We start from the raw sequence: 14964 nt of genomic DNA on the forward strand, positions 1-14964 counted from the left end.
CATGAGAAGCAGGCAGTGATGTTCAGCAGTTCACTCGCGGACGCACCCCTTGTCCGTGAACCCGTCCACGCCCCCGTCGCCCACCTCATCCGCGGCGGAATCGTCGAAGGCATCCACTACGGCTCCGTCGTCGTCCTGGACGCCGACGGAGAGGTCCGGCTCCAGATCGGAGACATCGAGGCCGCCTTCTACCCGCGCTCGGCGATCAAGCCCGTCCAGGCCGTGGCCATGGCCCGGGCCGGGCTGCCGCTCGACGGTGAGCTGCTGTCCCTGGCGGCGGCCAGCCACTCCGGCGAGGAACGCCACCTCGCCGGCACCAGGCGCATCCTGGAACTCGCCGGTCTCGCCGAGGACCACCTGCGCAACGTCCCTGACATGCCGTTCGACCCGGTCGTCCGGGACGCCTGGGTGCGTGAGGGACGGCTGCCCTCACGGCTCGCCCAGAACTGCTCCGGCAAGCATGCGGCGATGCTCTACACCTGCACCCTCAACGGCTGGCCCCTGGAGAACTACCTCGACCCCGGCCACCCCCTCCAGCAGGCCATCGCCGAGATCGTCGAGGACCTCACCGGGCAGCGCATCGCCCAGGTCACCGTCGACGGCTGCGGCGCGCCCCTGTTCTCCATCTCCCTGCACGGCCTCGCCCGCGCCACCGCCCGCATCACCGGCGCGGCGCCGGGCACGCCCGAGGCCCGGGTCGCCGACGCCATGCGCGAGCACGCGGAGATGGCCTCCGGCTCCGGGCGGGACGTCGCCGCGCTGATGCGGGCCGTGCCGGGGCTGCTGTCCAAGGACGGCTTCGAGGGCGTTCAGGTCGCCGCGCTGCCGGACGGGCGGGCCGTCGCCGTGAAGATCGCCGACGGCGCGAACCGGGCCCGTGTGCCGGTGACCGCTGCGGCGTTGGCCCGGGCCGGTGTCGACCCGGAGCCGCTCGCCGAGTTCGCGGGTGAGCCGCTGCTCGGTGGTGGGCGGGAGGTCGGGCGGGTGCGGCCCGTTCGCTCGCTGGAGCCGCTTGCCGGTGCGGCCCGCGCCTGACGACGTGCCGGGTTCTCCCGTCCGGCGGCTGCGGCGCCCCTGTGGCTGATCGCGCATTTCCCCGCGCCCCTTTCAGGGACGCTTTCCACCCTGTACCTCAGAGAAGAGGACCCTCACCCTCATGACCGCCGCCACCCGCTCCGAGCACGATCTGCTCGGTGACCGTGACGTTCCCGCCGAGGCGTACTGGGGTGTGCACACCCTGCGGGCCACGGAGAACTTCCCCATCACGGGCATGACCATCTCCGCCTACCCGCACCTGATCGACGCCCTCGCCGCCGTCAAGGAGGCCGCCGCCCTCGCCAACGAGGAACTCGGCCTGCTGGACCCGAAGAAGGCCGCGGCCGTCGTCGAGGCCTGCCGGGAGATCCGCGACGGCAAGCTGCACGACCAGTTCGTCGTGGACGTCGTCCAGGGCGGCGCCGGCACCTCCACCAACATGAACGCCAACGAGGTCGTGGCGAACCGGGCCCTGGAACTGCTGGGCCACGCCAAGGGCGAGTACGGGTTCCTGCACCCCAACGAGGACGTCAACCTCGGCCAGTCCACCAACGACGTCTACCCGACCGCCGTCAAGATCGCGACGGTGTTCGCGGTGCGTGGGCTGCTCGACGCGATGTCCGTCCTGCAGGACACGTTCGCCCACAAGGCCGTAGAGTTCCGCGACGTGCTCAAGATGGGCCGCACCCAGTTGCAGGACGCGGTGCCCATGACCCTGGGCCAGGAGTTCTCCGCATACGCCGTCATGCTGGACGAGGACCGGGCCCGGCTCGCCGAGGCCGTCCAGCTGATCCACGAGATCAACCTCGGCGCGACCGCGATCGGCACCGGCCTCAACGCCCCCGCCGGATACGCCGAGGCCGCCCGCCGCCACCTCGCGGCCATCACGGGTCTGCCCCTGGTGACGGCGGCCAACCTGGTGGAGGCGACCCAGGACTGCGGCGCCTTCGTGCAGATGTCCGGCGTGCTCAAGCGCATCGCGGTCAAGCTCTCCAAGAGCTGCAACGACCTGCGGCTGCTCTCCTCCGGCCCGCGCGCCGGGCTCGGCGAGATCAACCTGCCGCCCGTGCAGGCCGGTTCGTCCATCATGCCCGGCAAGGTCAATCCGGTGATACCCGAGGTCGTCAACCAGGTCGCCTTCGAGGTCATCGGCAACGACGTCACCATCACCATGGCCGCCGAGGCCGGACAGCTCCAGCTCAACGCCTTCGAGCCGATCATCCTGCACTCCCTGTCGGAGTCCATCACGCATCTGCGGAGCGCGTGCCTGACCCTGGCCGAGCGCTGCGTCTCCGGCATCACCGCCAACACCGAGGCACTGCGCGCGAGCGTCGAGAACTCCATCGGCCTGGTCACCGCCCTCAACCCGCACATCGGCTACACGGCCGCCACCGACATCGCCAAGGAGGCCCTCGCCACCGGCCGGGGCGTGGCCGAACTCGTCCTGGAGAAGGGCCTGCTCCCCGCCGAGACCCTCGCCGGCCTGCTGCGTCCCGAGGTCCTGGCAGGCAGCGGCCAGGCATCGGCCTGACCTGCCGGAGCGCACCGGGACCGGCAGAGGGAGAATGGTGATCATGACGTCGTCGTCGACCTTCCAGCCGGTCCTGGAGCGCATCGCCGAGGAGATCGAGCGGACCCCGGGCCACGGCCGGCCCGCCGACTACATCCCGGCGCTCGCCGCCCGCGACCCGCGCAGCTTCGGCATGGCCGTCGCCGAGCCGGACGGCACGGTGTACGGGGTGGGGGACTGGCGGGAGCCGTTCTCCGCCCAGTCCCTCACGAAGGTCTTCACCCTCGCGCTCGACCTGGCCCGCGAGGGCGACGTCCTGTGGGAGCACGTGGGCCGCGAGCCCTCCGGCAACCCCTTCAACTCCCTGGTCCAGCTGGAGTACGAGAACGGCATCCCGCGCAACCCGTTCATCAATGCGGGCGCCCTCGTCGTCACCGACCGGCTGCACACCCGTACCGGCGACGCCTCGGGCGAACTGCTGGCGTTCCTGCGGGCGGAGAGCGGCAACCCCGGCCTGGGCTTCGACCAGGAGGTCGCCGCGTCCGAGACCGCTCACGGCGACCGCAACGCCGCGCTCGGCCACTTCATGGCCTCCTACGGCAACATCGACAATCCGGTCCCGACGCTCCTGGAGCAGTACTTCCGGCAGTGCTCGATCGCCGCGTCCTGCGCCGATCTCGCCCTCGCCACGGGCTTCCTCGCCCGGCACGGCATCCGCGCCGACGGCACCCGTCTGCTCACCCGCAGCCAGGCCAAGCAGATCAACGCGATCATGCTGACCTGCGGCACCTACGACGCGGCGGGCGACTTCGCCTACCGTGTCGGCCTGCCCGGCAAGAGCGGTGTGGGCGGCGGGATCATCGCGGTCGTCCCCGGCCGCTGCACCCTGTGCGTGTGGAGCCCGGGCCTCGACGAGCGGGGCAACTCGGTGGCGGGCGTGGCGGCCCTCGACCGCTTCACGACCCTGACGGGTCTGTCGGTGTTCTGACCAACCGGTGCGCCGGCCGCCGTTCGTCGGTGCACCGGTGCCGGCAGGACTGCCGCGCCGATGGAAACGCGTCGGCCCGTGATCACCGGCCGGTCACGAGCAGGCCGCCCTTCGGAGACGGGCGCGTCCCCTCCCGGCCATCCGCCGTTGACACGCTGCCTGAGTGTTGGCCATGGCTTTCCCCGTCGATCTCCGCCGCTGCCAGATACTCGGTCTGGCCGGTACCGCCTGCCTCGCCCTGGGCGGTGAGACGGCCGGCGCCCTGCCCGTGGCGGACCTGCTCCACCCGGCCTCCGCCCGCGCAGCCCTCGGCCTGGTCGGCGTGTACTTCGGCGTCGTCCTGCTGATCGCGGCCTGGCTGCTGCTGGGCCGGCCGGTCCGCGGGCCGCGACCACCGGCGCCCGGTTCCCTGCTGCTCGTCCTCGCCACCTGGGCGGCCCCGCTGCTCCTCGCCCCGCCGTTGTTCAGCCGCGACGTCTACAGCTACCTCGCCCAGGGGGCGATGGTCGAGGCGCACCTCGATGTCTACGCGCACGGACCGTCCCAGCTCGGCGGTCCGCTCGCCGACGAGGTCGCCCCGCTCTGGCGGCACACCGGTGCCCCGTACGGCCCGGTGTTCCTCGCCGTCGCCGCGGCGCTGTCGGGCCTGACCCGCGGCGAACTGCCCGCCGGACTGTTCGGGATGCGGCTCGTCGCCCTCGCCGGCGTGGCGTTGATGGCGGCCGCGCTGCCCCGCCTCGCCCGGCACAGCGGCGCCGACCCGTCCGCCGCGCTGTGGCTGGGCGCCCTCAACCCGCTCGTCCTGCTGCACCTGGTCGCGGGCGCGCACAACGACGCCGTCATGCTCGGCGTCGGACTGGTGTCCGCGCTCGGCCGGTGGCCGGTCCTCGGCGCTGTCCTCGTCACCCTCGCCGCCTTGGTCAAGGCGCCCGCCGTGCTCGGACTCGCCGCCGTCGTCGCCCTCCAGGTGCGCGCGGGCCGCAGCCCGGCGAAGGCCCTCGTGACGACCACCGCCGCGGCGGCGGGGACCACCGCCGCCGCGACGGCCGTGGCCGGCACCGGATACGGCTGGGTCGGCGCCCTCAACACCCCCGTCTCCCCCCAGAACTGGGCCCTGACCACCCTCCTCGGCCGTGTCACCCGGGCCCTGCTGGAGCACCTCGGCAGCGATCTCGCGCCCCTGGCCGTCCCCGCCTGGCACGCGCTGGGCATCGTGACCGCCGTGATCGCGATCGCGCTGATCTGGCTGCGGCTGCGCCTGAGCCCGGTGTACGCGCTGGGCCTGTCCCTGGCGGCGGTGGCCGCGCTCGGGCCGGCGATCCGCCCCTGGTACGCCCTGTGGGGCCTGTTCCTCATCGCCGCCGCCGCGCCGAGCACGTCCGTACGCCACCGCACGGCGGCCGTCACCGGCGTGCTCGCGCTGAGCGTGCTGCCCAGCGGCGGCCCGGCGGACACGGGGCAACTCGTACTGGCCGTCTCCGGCGGCGCACTCGCGGTCGTCGTGCTGTGGCAGGCCCACCAGGCCCAACTCGCCCCGGCGCTGGGAGGCGCGGCATGACCCCGGCCCTGCCCCGCACCGACCGGGGCCGGCTGCTGCTGGTGCTCGCCCTCGCCACACTGGTGACGGTCTTCACCGCGACCGTGCCGCTGCTGCGCGACTGGTTCGACCTGCGCGTCTACTACGGCAGCATCGACTCCTGGGTCCACCACGGCGGCCGCGTCTACGACTACCGGGTGCCCGGCACGACGTACGGCTTCACCTACCCGCCGTTCGCCGCGGTCGCCATGCTGCCGATGGCGCTGCTGGGTCTGCGCACCGCGATCGCCGCGGCCCTGCTGCTCAATCTGGCGGCCCTGGCGGTGATCCTGCGGCTGCTCGCCGGGCCGTACTGGCGGCGTCACGGCTGGTTCGGCTGGGCGCTGACCGCCTGTCTGCTGGCCCTGTTCGAACCGCTCCGCGACACCCTCAGCTTCGGCCAGGTCAATCTGCTGCTGCTGGCGCTCGTCCTCACCGACGCGACGCTGCTCGCCACCGGGCGCGGACGGCTGGCGGGCGTCGGCATCGGGCTCGCGGCGGCGACCAAACTCACGCCCGCACTGTTCATCGGCCTGCTGCTGGTGGCCGGGCGCCGGCGCGCGGCGGCGGTCGCCACGGCCGTGGCGGTCGGCGCCACGGCCCTCGCGGCCTGGGTGGACCCGGATGCCTCGCGCTTCTACTGGACCGAGGCGCTGTGGGACACCAACCGCGTGGGACGCCTCGGTTACGTCTCGAACCAGTCGGTGCAGGGGATCCTGGCCCGGCTCGGCGAACCGGACCGCGCGGTGTGGGCCCTGGCGGTGCTGCTGGTCCTCGGCGTGTGGGCGGTGCGGGCCCGCCGGGCGGTCGAGGCGGGGGACTGGACCGCGGCGTTCGCCCTGACCGGTCTCGCCGCCTGTCTCGTCAGCCCGATCACCTGGGTGCACCATCTCGTGTGGCTGCTGCCCTCCTTCGCCGTGCTGGTCCGCGCGGGGCGCCTGCGGGTGGCGGGCGCCCTGTACGCCGTGCTGTGCACGAGCGTGGTGTGGCTGTGGTTCGACGACGCGTCCGGCGTGGACGGGTTCCTGGGCGGCAACACCTATGCCTGGATCACCCTGGGTCTGCTGCTGTGGCTGCCGGTGGGTCAGCTCCGCCGGGGCCTGCGGACCGGAAGCCGCAGCACCAGCACCACGACCGCCGCGCCTGTACCGGCTGCGCCCGCGATCATCCCCGCCTCCGTCCAGACGGACCCGTGCTCCTCCGGCACCGCCGCCGCGACCGCGGGAGGCGTCGTCACGGCCGGCCCCACGGACGTGCCCGGCGCGCCGAGCGAGCCCACCGCCTCGACCCTCCCGGCCGACCTGAAGCCCCAGTCGAGCAGCGAACGGGCCTCCTCGTACACGGCGGACCCACCGCCCTCCTGAGGGTTCATCACCGTCACGACCAGGGTGCGCCCGTCCCGGCGGGCCGCCGCGACGAGTGTGCTGCCCGCTTTGGAGGTGTAGCCGTTCTTGATGCCGATCAGCCCCCGGTACGGCTTCACCCCCTGGGCGCCGCTCAGCAACCGGTTGGTGTTGAGGATCGGGTACGACCAGTTGCCGCCGCCGGGGAACCTGGCCTCGACGGTGGCGCAGTACCGGGCGAAGTCGGGGTTGCGCAGCCCCACCCTGCCGAACACGGCCAGGTCGTACGCCGACGACACCTGGCCCGGTGCGTCGTAGCCGTCGGGTGACACCACGTGGGTGTCGCGGGCGCCGAGGGACCGGGCCTTGGCCTGCATCCGCTGGGCGGTGACCCGCCAGCCGCCGTTGAGCTCCGCCAGGACGTGCACGGCGTCGTTGCCCGAGTTGAGGAAGACACCGCGCCACAGGTCGGAGATTCGGTACGTGCGGCCCTCGGCGACCCCGACCAGGCTGCTGCCGGCACCGATGCCCCGCAGCTCCCGCTCCCGGACGGTGTGCCGGACGCCCGCCGGCAGCCCGGGCAGCACGGTGAGGGCGAACAGCGTCTTCAGGGTGCTGGCCGGAGGCAGCTTGCGGTGGGCGTTGTGGGCGGCGAGCACCTCTCCGCTCCGGGCGTCGGCCACCAGCCAGGACAGCGCGGAGAGCTCCGGGAGGCGCGCCGCTCCGGTACGCGGTCGGACCTGGGTGCCGGGTCGGTACAGCAGCGAGGGGTGCGGGGCCGCGGCCCTCGGGCCGCCCGGCGGAGTGGGCTCCGCCCCGCCGGGGTCGGCCATCGCCGTGGGCGTCACCGCCAGCAGCCCCGCCACGCAGAGCGCACCGGCCGACAAGGCCACCCGGGAAGAGAATCCGATGATCATATGATCAACGTAGAAACGGAGATGCTCCGCGCGGCGACGACGGGGCCGCACTCCACGTTCCAGCACCCGGATGGGGGATCTCCCGTGCCCGACCCCGCGACCGCCCGCCGCGTCCTCGGCGACCATCCCTTCGCGGAGATCGGCGTGCCCTCGGCCGTCGCCGTCAGCCCGGAGAGGGGGATCGCCGTTCTGGGCGGGGACCTGGGGCGCCTCGCGTGGTCGGGGGCCGGCACCGCGCAGTACGGGTGGCAGCCGTATCGCGTGGGTGTCTACGGCCTGGACGATCTGAGCTGCCACGCGGTCGTGGAGTCCCACTGGCCCGTGCACTCCGTGGCGGTGCACCCGACACTGCCGCTCGTGGCGGTCGGCACCGGGGCCTACGACGGCGGCTACGCCTTCGAGGGGGAGCTGCTCCTCATCGATCTGGCGTCGGGGCGGTCGCGCTCGATGATGCGCACGCCCCGCGAGATCCTGCGGGTCGGCTGGGAGGACGAGCAGGCGCTGCGGCTCCTGGTGGCCCGGACCGACGACGACGAGTGCGACGAGGCGCACGAGCACGCCTACGACGTCGTCGTGGAGCGGCCCGACTGGAGTGCGGCGCCCCGTGGTTCGGTGCAGCAGCGGGAGCTGACCGGGCTCTGGGTCGCGTGCGAGCGGCCCGTGTCGGACCCGGCCGAGGTCCGCCGCACCGTCGAGGAGCTGGCCGGGGACGTCGGCTGGGCGCCCCGCCGGCAGGTGTGGGACGTGCGCGGCCTGCCGGACGGGCGCGTACTGGCCTGTCTGGAGGGGGTGCTGGCCGAGGCGTGGCTGCCGGACGGGGGATTGGACTGGTGTGTCCCGGACGGGGAGGGCGGGCGGCAACTGGTCGTCCGGGAGCACGACGTCTGGGTGAACGCCGACCGGCGCCGGCGGCGCCGGGTGGGCCGGGAATGGGTCTCCGAGCCACCGCTCGTCGCCCGGCTGTCCCTCGACGACGGCAAGACGCTCGGCACCCTGACGCTCGACTCGCCCGTCACGCTCACCCCGCGCCGGGACGGCTGGCTGGCGCTGCGCCCGACCCCGCCCGACAGGCGCTATGGACCTCACCCCCGGCCCGTCGCCCTGATCCCGCCGGCCGCGCAGACTCCGCGGCCGACCGTGCCCCTGGGCGAGTTCGACTCCTCGAACCATGCCTTCCCGGTCCGCCGCAGCAGCCGGCTGCTCTTCCTCGACGGCGCGGAGCGCGCCTCGTGGCAGGACAAGTGGGTGGTCGAGGTCGACCCGGACGGCGACGCGCCCCGGCGGCTGTTCCCGCTCGACTGGCAGTCACCGGCCCGGCACGTCTTCGGCGGGCCCGGCGTCGAAGTCGGCCCACCGCAGAGCCGCGAGCTGGTGCACACGGGATCGTTCTACGGCTCCGGCCGCACCCTGTCGCACAGCGGCTTCGTCGTACGGCGGAGTCTCACGGATGGTGCCGTCCGCTGGGAGTTCTCCGTCGACCGGCCGGCAACAGCCGTCGACGGGAACGACGAGACGGTCTACGTCGCCTTCAACTCCGGCGAACTGGTGGCCCTCGACGCCGCCGACGGTACGGTCCGGTGGCGGCACCGCCTGAGGATCGGCGGCCACCCCACGGTGGCCCTGTCTCTCGAACTCACCGATCTCCGCCGGTTGTTGATCGGCACCGTGGACGGACGCATCCTCGACTGCTCGGTGGCTTAATGGGGAGCAGCCGTCGCGTCAGCCCGCAGGCAGCGTCGGCTGGATGCGCCGCAGGAAGGTCGCGTTGTCCGGCGTCTCGCGCATCCGCTCCAGGAGGGTCTCCAGACCGCCCTGCCCGTCCCGGCCCTGCAGCACGCGCCGCAGGCCGTAGACGGTCGCCAACTCGGCGGGTGGCAGCAGGAGTTCCTCGCGACGGGTGCCGGACGGGGTGATGTCGACGGCCGGGAACACGCGGCGCGATGCCGGGTCCCGGCTCAGCCGGAGCTCCATGTTGCCGGTGCTCTTCAGCTCCTCGAAGTAGAAGTCGTCGGCCTTGGAGCCGGTCTCCACCAGGGCGGTCGCGAGGATCGTGAGGGAACCGCCCTCCTCGGCCGACCGGGCGGCGCCGAAGAACCGCTTGGGGCCGGTCAGCGCGGACGCGTCGACGCCCCCGGTGAGGATGCGGCCACCGGAGGCGGCCGCGTTGTTGTGCGCCCGGCACAGCCGGGTCAGCGAGTCGAGGAGGACGACGACGTCCTCACCGGCCTCGACGAGCCGCTTGGCGCGCTCGATCACCAGGTCGGCGAGCGCGATGTGCTGCTTGGCGCTGCGGTCGAAGGTCGAGGCGTAGACCTCGCCCCGCACGCAGCGCCGCATGTCGGTGACCTCCTCGGGCCGCTCGTCGAGCAGCAGCATCATCAGCCGGCACTCGGGGTGGTTGCCGGTGACCGCGGCGGCGAGCTGCTGGAGGAGGACGGTCTTGCCGGTCTTGGGCGGGGCCACGAGGAGGCCGCGCTGGCCCTTGCCGACGGGTGCGATCAGGTCGACGACGCGCCCGGCCAGTCCGGCGGCGGGGTGCTCGAGCCGCAGCCGCTCGTGCGGGTGCAGCGGTGTCAGGTCCCGGAAGTGGCGCCGGCCGCGCAGATCTCCGGGCGTACGGCCGTCGATGCGTGCGACGTCGGTCAGGGCGCGCCGGTCGCCGGTCACGCCCTCGACGAGATCGCCCTTGCGCAGGCCGTGCCGGCGGATCAGCGCGGGGGACACCGCGGCGTCGGCGGGCGTGGGCAGGCAGTCCTCACCGCGCAGGTGCCCCTTGCCGTTCGCGTCGATGTCCAGGATCCCGGACACGGTCCGGGCGGGGGACTGCTGCTGTACACGTTGGTTTTCGAGTGTGGTGGTCATCGTGGTGGGTGTCCTTTCACGGACGGCAGGCATGAGACGTGCGAAGGGAAGGGGGGAGTGCCGCGAAGGGAGGGCCTGTGGCGCGCTTCCGGGCGGCGGGGGAACAGCACCTCGGATACGACGAACACGTCGTGGTGCTGGAAATGAAGGAGAGAGATGAAGAACGGCACCGGCGCCCGCAAAGAGGGGCGTGCACGAGTGCTCTTGGCAATGTACCACCGAAAGCGGCGGATGTGGGCCGGATACCTCCGGGAGCTACCTCAGCGCGTGGCCAGCAGCCCGTACAGCAACGGGATCCGGGGCTCGGGCAGGCGCCACCAGCCGGACTCCGTACGGACCATCTGCGGCCAGCGCGGCCAGGGAAGTTCGTCGCCCTCCCGCAACCGCCGCACGGCGAGTCCCGCATCCGTCAACGCGTTGAGGACCTCGCCCATTCCGTGCATCCACTCGTAGCTGTCCGTGGCGCCCTCGACGGCCGGGCCGTCGGTGTAGGTGTGGGTCCCGTCGCGGTGTACCGGCCCGGCGCCGCCCAGATAGTCGTGGCGCAGGAGCAGCTCGGGTCCCTCGCCCGGGGCGGGCTTCGGCCCGAGCGCGTTGAGCAGGGGATGGAACTCGACGACGTACAGCCGGCCGCCGGGGCGCAGGAGCCGGCCGACGGTCTGCGCCCACCGGTCCAGGTCGGGGAGGTAGCACAGGGCGCCCTTGCCGGTGTAGACGACGTCGAACCGCCGCCCGTCCAGGGCCTCGACGGCGTCGAACACGTTCGCCCGGACGTACGTCACGTCGGCGCCGGCCTTCGCCGCGATGTCCTGGGCGGCCGCCACGGACGCCGCGGAGAAGTCGAGGCCGACGGCCCGGGCGCCGCGCCGTGCGAAGGCGATGGTCTCCGTGCCGAGGTGGCACTGCAGGTGCAGCACGTCACGCCCGGCCAGCTCGCCGAGGTCCTCCCACTCGAACGGGGCGAACCAGTGCTCGGGATCGAGGTCCTGGTCGAGGCCGTAGAAGCGGCTGGCGAGATGGACGGGCGTGCGGGCGTCCCAGTTGGCCTGGTTGGCCCGCATCAGCCGGTCGTGCTCGGCGGACGTCATGGGGACATCCAACCCTGAACCGGTCGCGGGCGCCGGGAGAACGCGGGAAACGGATCCGAGGAGGTGTCGCTCAGTTCGAGCGGGCGCGCGCCTCCTCGGCGATCCGCTCGAACTGCTCACCCATGGCCGCCGCGAGGGCCTGGGCCCCCGACAACGGGCGCACCATCACCGTGAATTCGTCGATGAGCCCGTCCTCGTCGAGATGGATGAAGTCGCAGCCGTTGATCTCCCGGTCACCCACGCGCGCGGTGAAGACCAGGGCGTGGTCGCGGCCGTTCGCGTCGTTGATCTCGCGCACGTAGCGGAAGTCCTGGAAGACGCCGGAGACGGCCCGCAGGATCGCGGCCGTGATCGCCTTCCCGGCGTACGGCTTGAAGACGACCGGGCTGGTGAAGACGACGTCCGGCGCCAGCAGCGCCTCGGCGGCGTCGAGGTCGAGCTTCTCGACCGCCTCACGGAATGCACGCATCGAAACCGCCTTAGTCAATTTGTTGAGTAGGTGTGGAGTAGACTAGTCACCCGTTGATACGGTGTCCACATGTCGCTCAAGTACGCCGTTCTCGCGGCGCTCCTGGAGGGCGAGGCCTCGGGGTACGAGCTGTCGAAGGTCTTCGACGTGTCGCTGGCCAACTTCTGGGCCTCGACCCCGCAGCAGCTCTACCGCGAACTGGAGCGCCTCGCGCAGGACGGCCTGATCGAGGCCAGGGTGGTGCGCCAGGAACGGCGCCCCGACAAGCGCATGTTCACGCTGACCGAGGCAGGCCGCGAGGACCTGAGGGCGTTCGCCGCCACGCCGCCCCGGCGGCCCACCGCCATCCGCGACGAACTCCTCATCAAGATCCAGGCCATGGACGGCGCGGACCCGGACGCGACCCGTGCGCTGGTCGAGGAGCGCGAGGCCTGGGCCCGCGGCAAGCTCGCCCGCTACCGGCGGGTGCGCGAGCGCCTCTTGGCGGGCCGCAGCGAGGAGGAGTACCTCCGGCAGACCGACCGTGTCGGCCCGTACCTCACCCTGATGGGAGGCATCGGCTTCGAGGAGGAGAACCTCCGCTGGTGCGAGCGCGTACTCACCGTCCTGAAACAGCGGGCTCCCCTAGGCTGAGCCGATGTTCAGCCCCGAAGGCCCCAGTCTGCGCGAACTCGCCGTCCAGGCACTGTCGTCCGTCGAGCGCGGCTACGACCTCCTCGCGCCGAAGTTCGACCACACGCCCTTCCGGACATCCGGCGCGGTCCTCGACGCCGTCGGGTCGGCGCTGCGGCGGGTGGGGCCCTTCGACGCCGGGCTCGACCTGTGCTGCGGCACCGGCGCGGGCGTCGGGGTGCTGGAGCGGGTGTGCCGGGAGCGCGTCACCGGTGTCGACTTCAGCGCGGGCATGCTCGACATCGCCCGGGAGCGCGTGCGGCCGCAGGGCCCGCGGGTCTCCTGGGTCCGGGCCGACGCCCGCGCCCTGCCCTTCGCCCCCGCCTTCGACCTGGTGGTGAGTTTCGGGGCCTTCGGGCACTTCCTGCCCCGCGAACTGCCCGGGCTGTTCGCACAGGTCCGATCCGTCCTGCGGCCGGGCGGCGCTTTCGCGTTCCCGCTGGTCGCGCCGCCCCGCCCGGGCTCGCTCGGCTACTGGACGCTGCTGGGCTTCGACACCGTGATGCGGGTGCGCAACGCGCTCTGGCGGCCCGAGTTCGTCATGTACTACCGCGCGTTCCGCCTCGGCGACGTACGGCGCGAACTCGAGGCAGCCGGTTTTGGAGTGGAGCTCCAGCCGCTCCCGGAGTTCGGGCGGCGGCCGGACGGCAGCCCCCGGGTGCGGCTGGTCATGGCCCGGCTGCCGACCTAGGCCCTGGTACCGACTACTGCTCAGCCGCGCAGGAAGTTCAGCAGATCGTCGTTGAACGCCTTCTCGTAGTCGCCGACCAGGCCGTGCGGGGCGCCCGGATACACCTTCAGCGTCGCGTCCTTGACGAGCTGGGAGGTCCGGTGGGCCGAGGCGGCGATCGGCACGATCTGGTCGTCGTCCCCGTGCGCGACGAGCGTCGGCACGTCGATGCGCCCCAGGTCCTGAGTGAAGTCGGTCTCCGAGAACTGCGCGACACAGTCGTAGGCGCCCTTCAGGCCGGCCTGCATGCTCCACATCCAGAACGCCCGCCGCACGCCCTCCGACACCGCGGCGCCGGGCCGGTTGAAGCCGTAGAAGGCCTCGCTCAGCTCCCAGTAGAACTGCGAGCGGTCCGCCGCGACCCCGGCGCGGATCCCGTCGAAGGCCTCCTTCGGTGTGCCCTCCGGATTGGCCTGCGTCCGCAGCATCAGCGGCGGTACCGCACCGAGCAGCACGACCTTCGCGACCCGCGCCGTCCCGTGCCGCCCGATGTAGCGGGCCACCTCGCCGCCGCCGGTGGAGTGGCCCACCAGGACCGCGTCGGTGAGGTCCAGTGCCTCGATCAGCTCGGCCAGGTCGTCGGCGTACCGGTCCATGTGGTTGCCCTGCCACGGCTGGCCCGAGCGGCCGTGTCCGCGGCGGTCGTGCGCGATCGCCCGGAAGCCGTGCTCGGCGACCAGCCTGGCCTGCCCGTCCCACGCGTCCGCGTTGAGGGGCCAGCCGTGGCTGAACACCACGGGCTGCCCCGCGCCCCAGTCCTTGTAGTAGAGCTCGGTGCCGTCGGAGGTCGTGAACGTGGTCATGGGGATCCTCTCGGGGGTCGCCTGGGGGAGCCGTGCCGTGTCTCGATGATCTCCGTCATCTCCGGGAACCCGCGTGGGCAGTCCGCCGAACGGGTGACGGGCCGCGGTCGGCGGCGGGTGCCGCGGCGCGGCTGGGCAGGGTGAACTCGTAGACCAACGCGTCCCGTTGGGCGTCCACCACGAGATCGGTGATCTCCAGCGGGCGGGCGTACTGGTCGTGCACCTGCCGGGTGACCCGTACCGACGGGGCGCTCGCGAGGCGGCTGATCGCGTCGCGGTGGTGCAGGGTGAGGCCGGCCCGGCGCATCCAGTCGTAGGCCCGGCGCAGCTGCGCGGCGGCGGTGCCGTCGGCGCGGTCGCGGTAGCGGGCCAGCTCCTCCACCTCCGCCAGCGCCACCGCGGAGAACGATGTCACGGCGCTCCGCAGGCCCTGCCCGTCGGTGGTCGCGTACCGGTAGCGGTGGATCAGGGTCGGGCGACCGGGCTCCAGCCCCAGGGCCTCGGCGTGGTCCGGCGGGGGAGCCTCCCAGGTGACGGTGGCGCGGGCGACGCCGCCCGGGGCCGCGGGGCCCGCGCCGACCGGGAAGGTGAGCGACGCCGGGGTCTCGACCGGCAGGCCGGGCAGGGTGGCGTGGCTGCCGCGCCGGTCGGTGGTGACCAGGCCGTCGCGGCGAAGCAGCTCCAGCGACTGCCGTACGGTCTCCCGGCTGACTCCCAGGTGAGCGGCCAACCGCCGTTCGCTCGGCAGCCGTTCACCGGGCGGGATGGTGCCGTCGCGCAGCTGGGCGAGCAGCTCCGTGGCGATCCGGTGGTACAGGGGCTCTGACTCGGACGGCGGGGGATCGTGCGGGGTGGTGCGGGCCATGCCGCCCCTCCTGTGGGTGACGTTCGGTAGCCGTTCGGGCTCGGTGCGCCACCAGATCTAGCATTGGTCTAAACCAGCTGGGAAGGGTGGCCGGGCGGTTCGGCCG

Annotated in this window: 13 protein-coding genes and 1 pseudogene; 8 read left to right on the plus strand and 6 right to left on the minus strand. The window is 72.9% G+C overall.

From position 1 onward, the window contains the following. Window positions 1–18 precede the first annotated feature (18 nt). The 5 genes from K4G64_RS14205 to K4G64_RS40145 all read left to right on the plus strand — a co-directional run bounded on the left by K4G64_RS14205 (window position 19) and on the right by K4G64_RS40145 (window position 6473). Window positions 19–1035: an asparaginase gene (locus K4G64_RS14205; protein WP_221756400.1), complete on the plus strand. Its 1017-nt coding sequence runs from the start codon at window positions 19–21 to the stop codon at window positions 1033–1035. A gap of 121 nt (window positions 1036–1156) precedes the next feature. Beyond that, a complete protein-coding gene (aspA, locus tag K4G64_RS14210; protein WP_221756401.1) occupies window positions 1157–2566 on the plus strand; it encodes an aspartate ammonia-lyase in 1410 nt (469 codons plus the stop codon). 34 nt (window positions 2567–2600) lie between these two features. Continuing rightward, complete coding sequence (locus tag K4G64_RS14215) at window positions 2601–3533, plus strand: glutaminase (protein WP_221756402.1); 933 nt, start codon at window positions 2601–2603, stop codon at window positions 3531–3533. A 172-nt stretch (window positions 3534–3705) separates the two neighbouring features. Beyond that, on the plus strand, window positions 3706–5091 hold the full coding sequence (mptB, locus tag K4G64_RS14220; RefSeq protein ID WP_221756403.1) for a polyprenol phosphomannose-dependent alpha 1,6 mannosyltransferase MptB: 1386 nt from the start codon (window positions 3706–3708) through the stop codon (window positions 5089–5091). Next, window positions 5088–6473, plus strand: coding sequence for a glycosyltransferase 87 family protein (locus K4G64_RS40145; RefSeq protein ID WP_260460435.1), 1386 nt, complete (start codon window positions 5088–5090; stop codon window positions 6471–6473). Before mptB ends, K4G64_RS40145 begins: the two co-directional genes overlap by 4 nt. Window positions 6474–6532: 59 nt before the next feature. Here the strand turns inward: K4G64_RS40145 and K4G64_RS14225 are convergent. Beyond that, window positions 6533–7369: pseudogene (locus K4G64_RS14225) on the minus strand (D-alanyl-D-alanine carboxypeptidase family protein); the annotation flags it as partial. Between K4G64_RS14225 and K4G64_RS14230 the strand changes: the two are divergent. Beyond that, the gene (locus K4G64_RS14230; RefSeq protein WP_260460436.1) at window positions 7370–9070 is read left to right on the plus strand and encodes a PQQ-binding-like beta-propeller repeat protein; all 1701 of its coding nucleotides are present in this window, start codon (window positions 7370–7372) and stop codon (window positions 9068–9070) included. A gap of 18 nt (window positions 9071–9088) precedes the next feature. Here K4G64_RS14230 and rho read toward each other — a convergent pair whose 3' ends face one another. The 3 genes from rho to K4G64_RS14245 all read right to left on the minus strand — a co-directional run bounded on the left by rho (window position 9089) and on the right by K4G64_RS14245 (window position 11788). Continuing rightward, window positions 9089–10231: a transcription termination factor Rho gene (gene rho, locus K4G64_RS14235; protein ID WP_221756405.1), complete on the minus strand. Its 1143-nt coding sequence runs from the start codon at window positions 10229–10231 to the stop codon at window positions 9089–9091. Between the two features lie 260 nt (window positions 10232–10491). Beyond that, window positions 10492–11319, minus strand: a complete 828-nt coding sequence (locus K4G64_RS14240; protein ID WP_221756406.1) for a class I SAM-dependent methyltransferase — start codon at window positions 11317–11319, stop codon at window positions 10492–10494. Between the two features lie 70 nt (window positions 11320–11389). Next, window positions 11390–11788, minus strand: a complete 399-nt coding sequence (locus K4G64_RS14245) for a nuclear transport factor 2 family protein (protein ID WP_221756407.1) — start codon at window positions 11786–11788, stop codon at window positions 11390–11392. A 69-nt stretch (window positions 11789–11857) separates the two neighbouring features. On the opposite strand from K4G64_RS14245, the gene K4G64_RS14250 reads away from it, so the two are divergent. Both K4G64_RS14250 and K4G64_RS14255 read left to right on the plus strand, forming a co-directional pair. Next, window positions 11858–12421 carry a PadR family transcriptional regulator gene (locus tag K4G64_RS14250; protein WP_221756408.1) on the plus strand — a complete coding sequence of 188 codons (564 nt, stop codon included), beginning with the start codon at window positions 11858–11860 and terminating at the stop codon, window positions 12419–12421. A 4-nt stretch (window positions 12422–12425) separates the two neighbouring features. Next, window positions 12426–13151, plus strand: a complete 726-nt coding sequence (locus K4G64_RS14255) for a class I SAM-dependent methyltransferase (protein ID WP_221756409.1) — start codon at window positions 12426–12428, stop codon at window positions 13149–13151. Between the two features lie 20 nt (window positions 13152–13171). Here the strand turns inward: K4G64_RS14255 and K4G64_RS14260 are convergent, their stop codons facing one another. Further along, window positions 13172–13993, minus strand: a complete 822-nt coding sequence (locus K4G64_RS14260) for an alpha/beta fold hydrolase (RefSeq protein WP_221756410.1) — start codon at window positions 13991–13993, stop codon at window positions 13172–13174. Window positions 13994–14048: 55 nt separating this feature from the next. Then, a complete protein-coding gene (locus tag K4G64_RS14265) occupies window positions 14049–14858 on the minus strand; it encodes a GntR family transcriptional regulator (protein ID WP_221756411.1) in 810 nt (269 codons plus the stop codon). Window positions 14859–14964: the final 106 nt, after the last annotated feature.

The sequence above is a fragment of the Streptomyces sp. WAC04114 genome (assembly GCF_019733245.1).
Taxonomy (GTDB): Bacteria; Actinomycetota; Actinomycetes; order Streptomycetales; family Streptomycetaceae; genus Streptomyces; species Streptomyces massasporeus_A.

Bases quoted from the DNA above. Each gene is read 5' to 3' on its own strand.
- K4G64_RS14205 (WP_221756400.1), top strand. From the start codon at position 19: ATGTTCAGCAGTTCACTCGCGGACGCACCCCTTGTCCGTGAACCCGTC.
- aspA (WP_221756401.1), top strand. From the start codon at position 1,157: ATGACCGCCGCCACCCGCTCCGAGCACGATCTGCTCGGTGACCGTGAC.
- K4G64_RS14215 (WP_221756402.1), top strand. From the start codon at position 2,601: ATGGTGATCATGACGTCGTCGTCGACCTTCCAGCCGGTCCTGGAGCGC.
- mptB (WP_221756403.1), top strand. From the start codon at position 3,706: ATGGCTTTCCCCGTCGATCTCCGCCGCTGCCAGATACTCGGTCTGGCC.
- K4G64_RS40145 (WP_260460435.1), top strand. From the start codon at position 5,088: ATGACCCCGGCCCTGCCCCGCACCGACCGGGGCCGGCTGCTGCTGGTG.
- K4G64_RS14230 (WP_260460436.1), top strand. From the start codon at position 7,370: ATGATCAACGTAGAAACGGAGATGCTCCGCGCGGCGACGACGGGGCCG.
- rho (WP_221756405.1), bottom strand. From the start codon at position 10,231: ATGACCACCACACTCGAAAACCAACGTGTACAGCAGCAGTCCCCCGCC.
- K4G64_RS14240 (WP_221756406.1), bottom strand. From the start codon at position 11,319: ATGACGTCCGCCGAGCACGACCGGCTGATGCGGGCCAACCAGGCCAAC.
- K4G64_RS14245 (WP_221756407.1), bottom strand. From the start codon at position 11,788: ATGCGTGCATTCCGTGAGGCGGTCGAGAAGCTCGACCTCGACGCCGCC.
- K4G64_RS14250 (WP_221756408.1), top strand. From the start codon at position 11,858: ATGTCGCTCAAGTACGCCGTTCTCGCGGCGCTCCTGGAGGGCGAGGCC.
- K4G64_RS14255 (WP_221756409.1), top strand. From the start codon at position 12,426: ATGTTCAGCCCCGAAGGCCCCAGTCTGCGCGAACTCGCCGTCCAGGCA.
- K4G64_RS14260 (WP_221756410.1), bottom strand. From the start codon at position 13,993: ATGACCACGTTCACGACCTCCGACGGCACCGAGCTCTACTACAAGGAC.
- K4G64_RS14265 (WP_221756411.1), bottom strand. From the start codon at position 14,858: ATGGCCCGCACCACCCCGCACGATCCCCCGCCGTCCGAGTCAGAGCCC.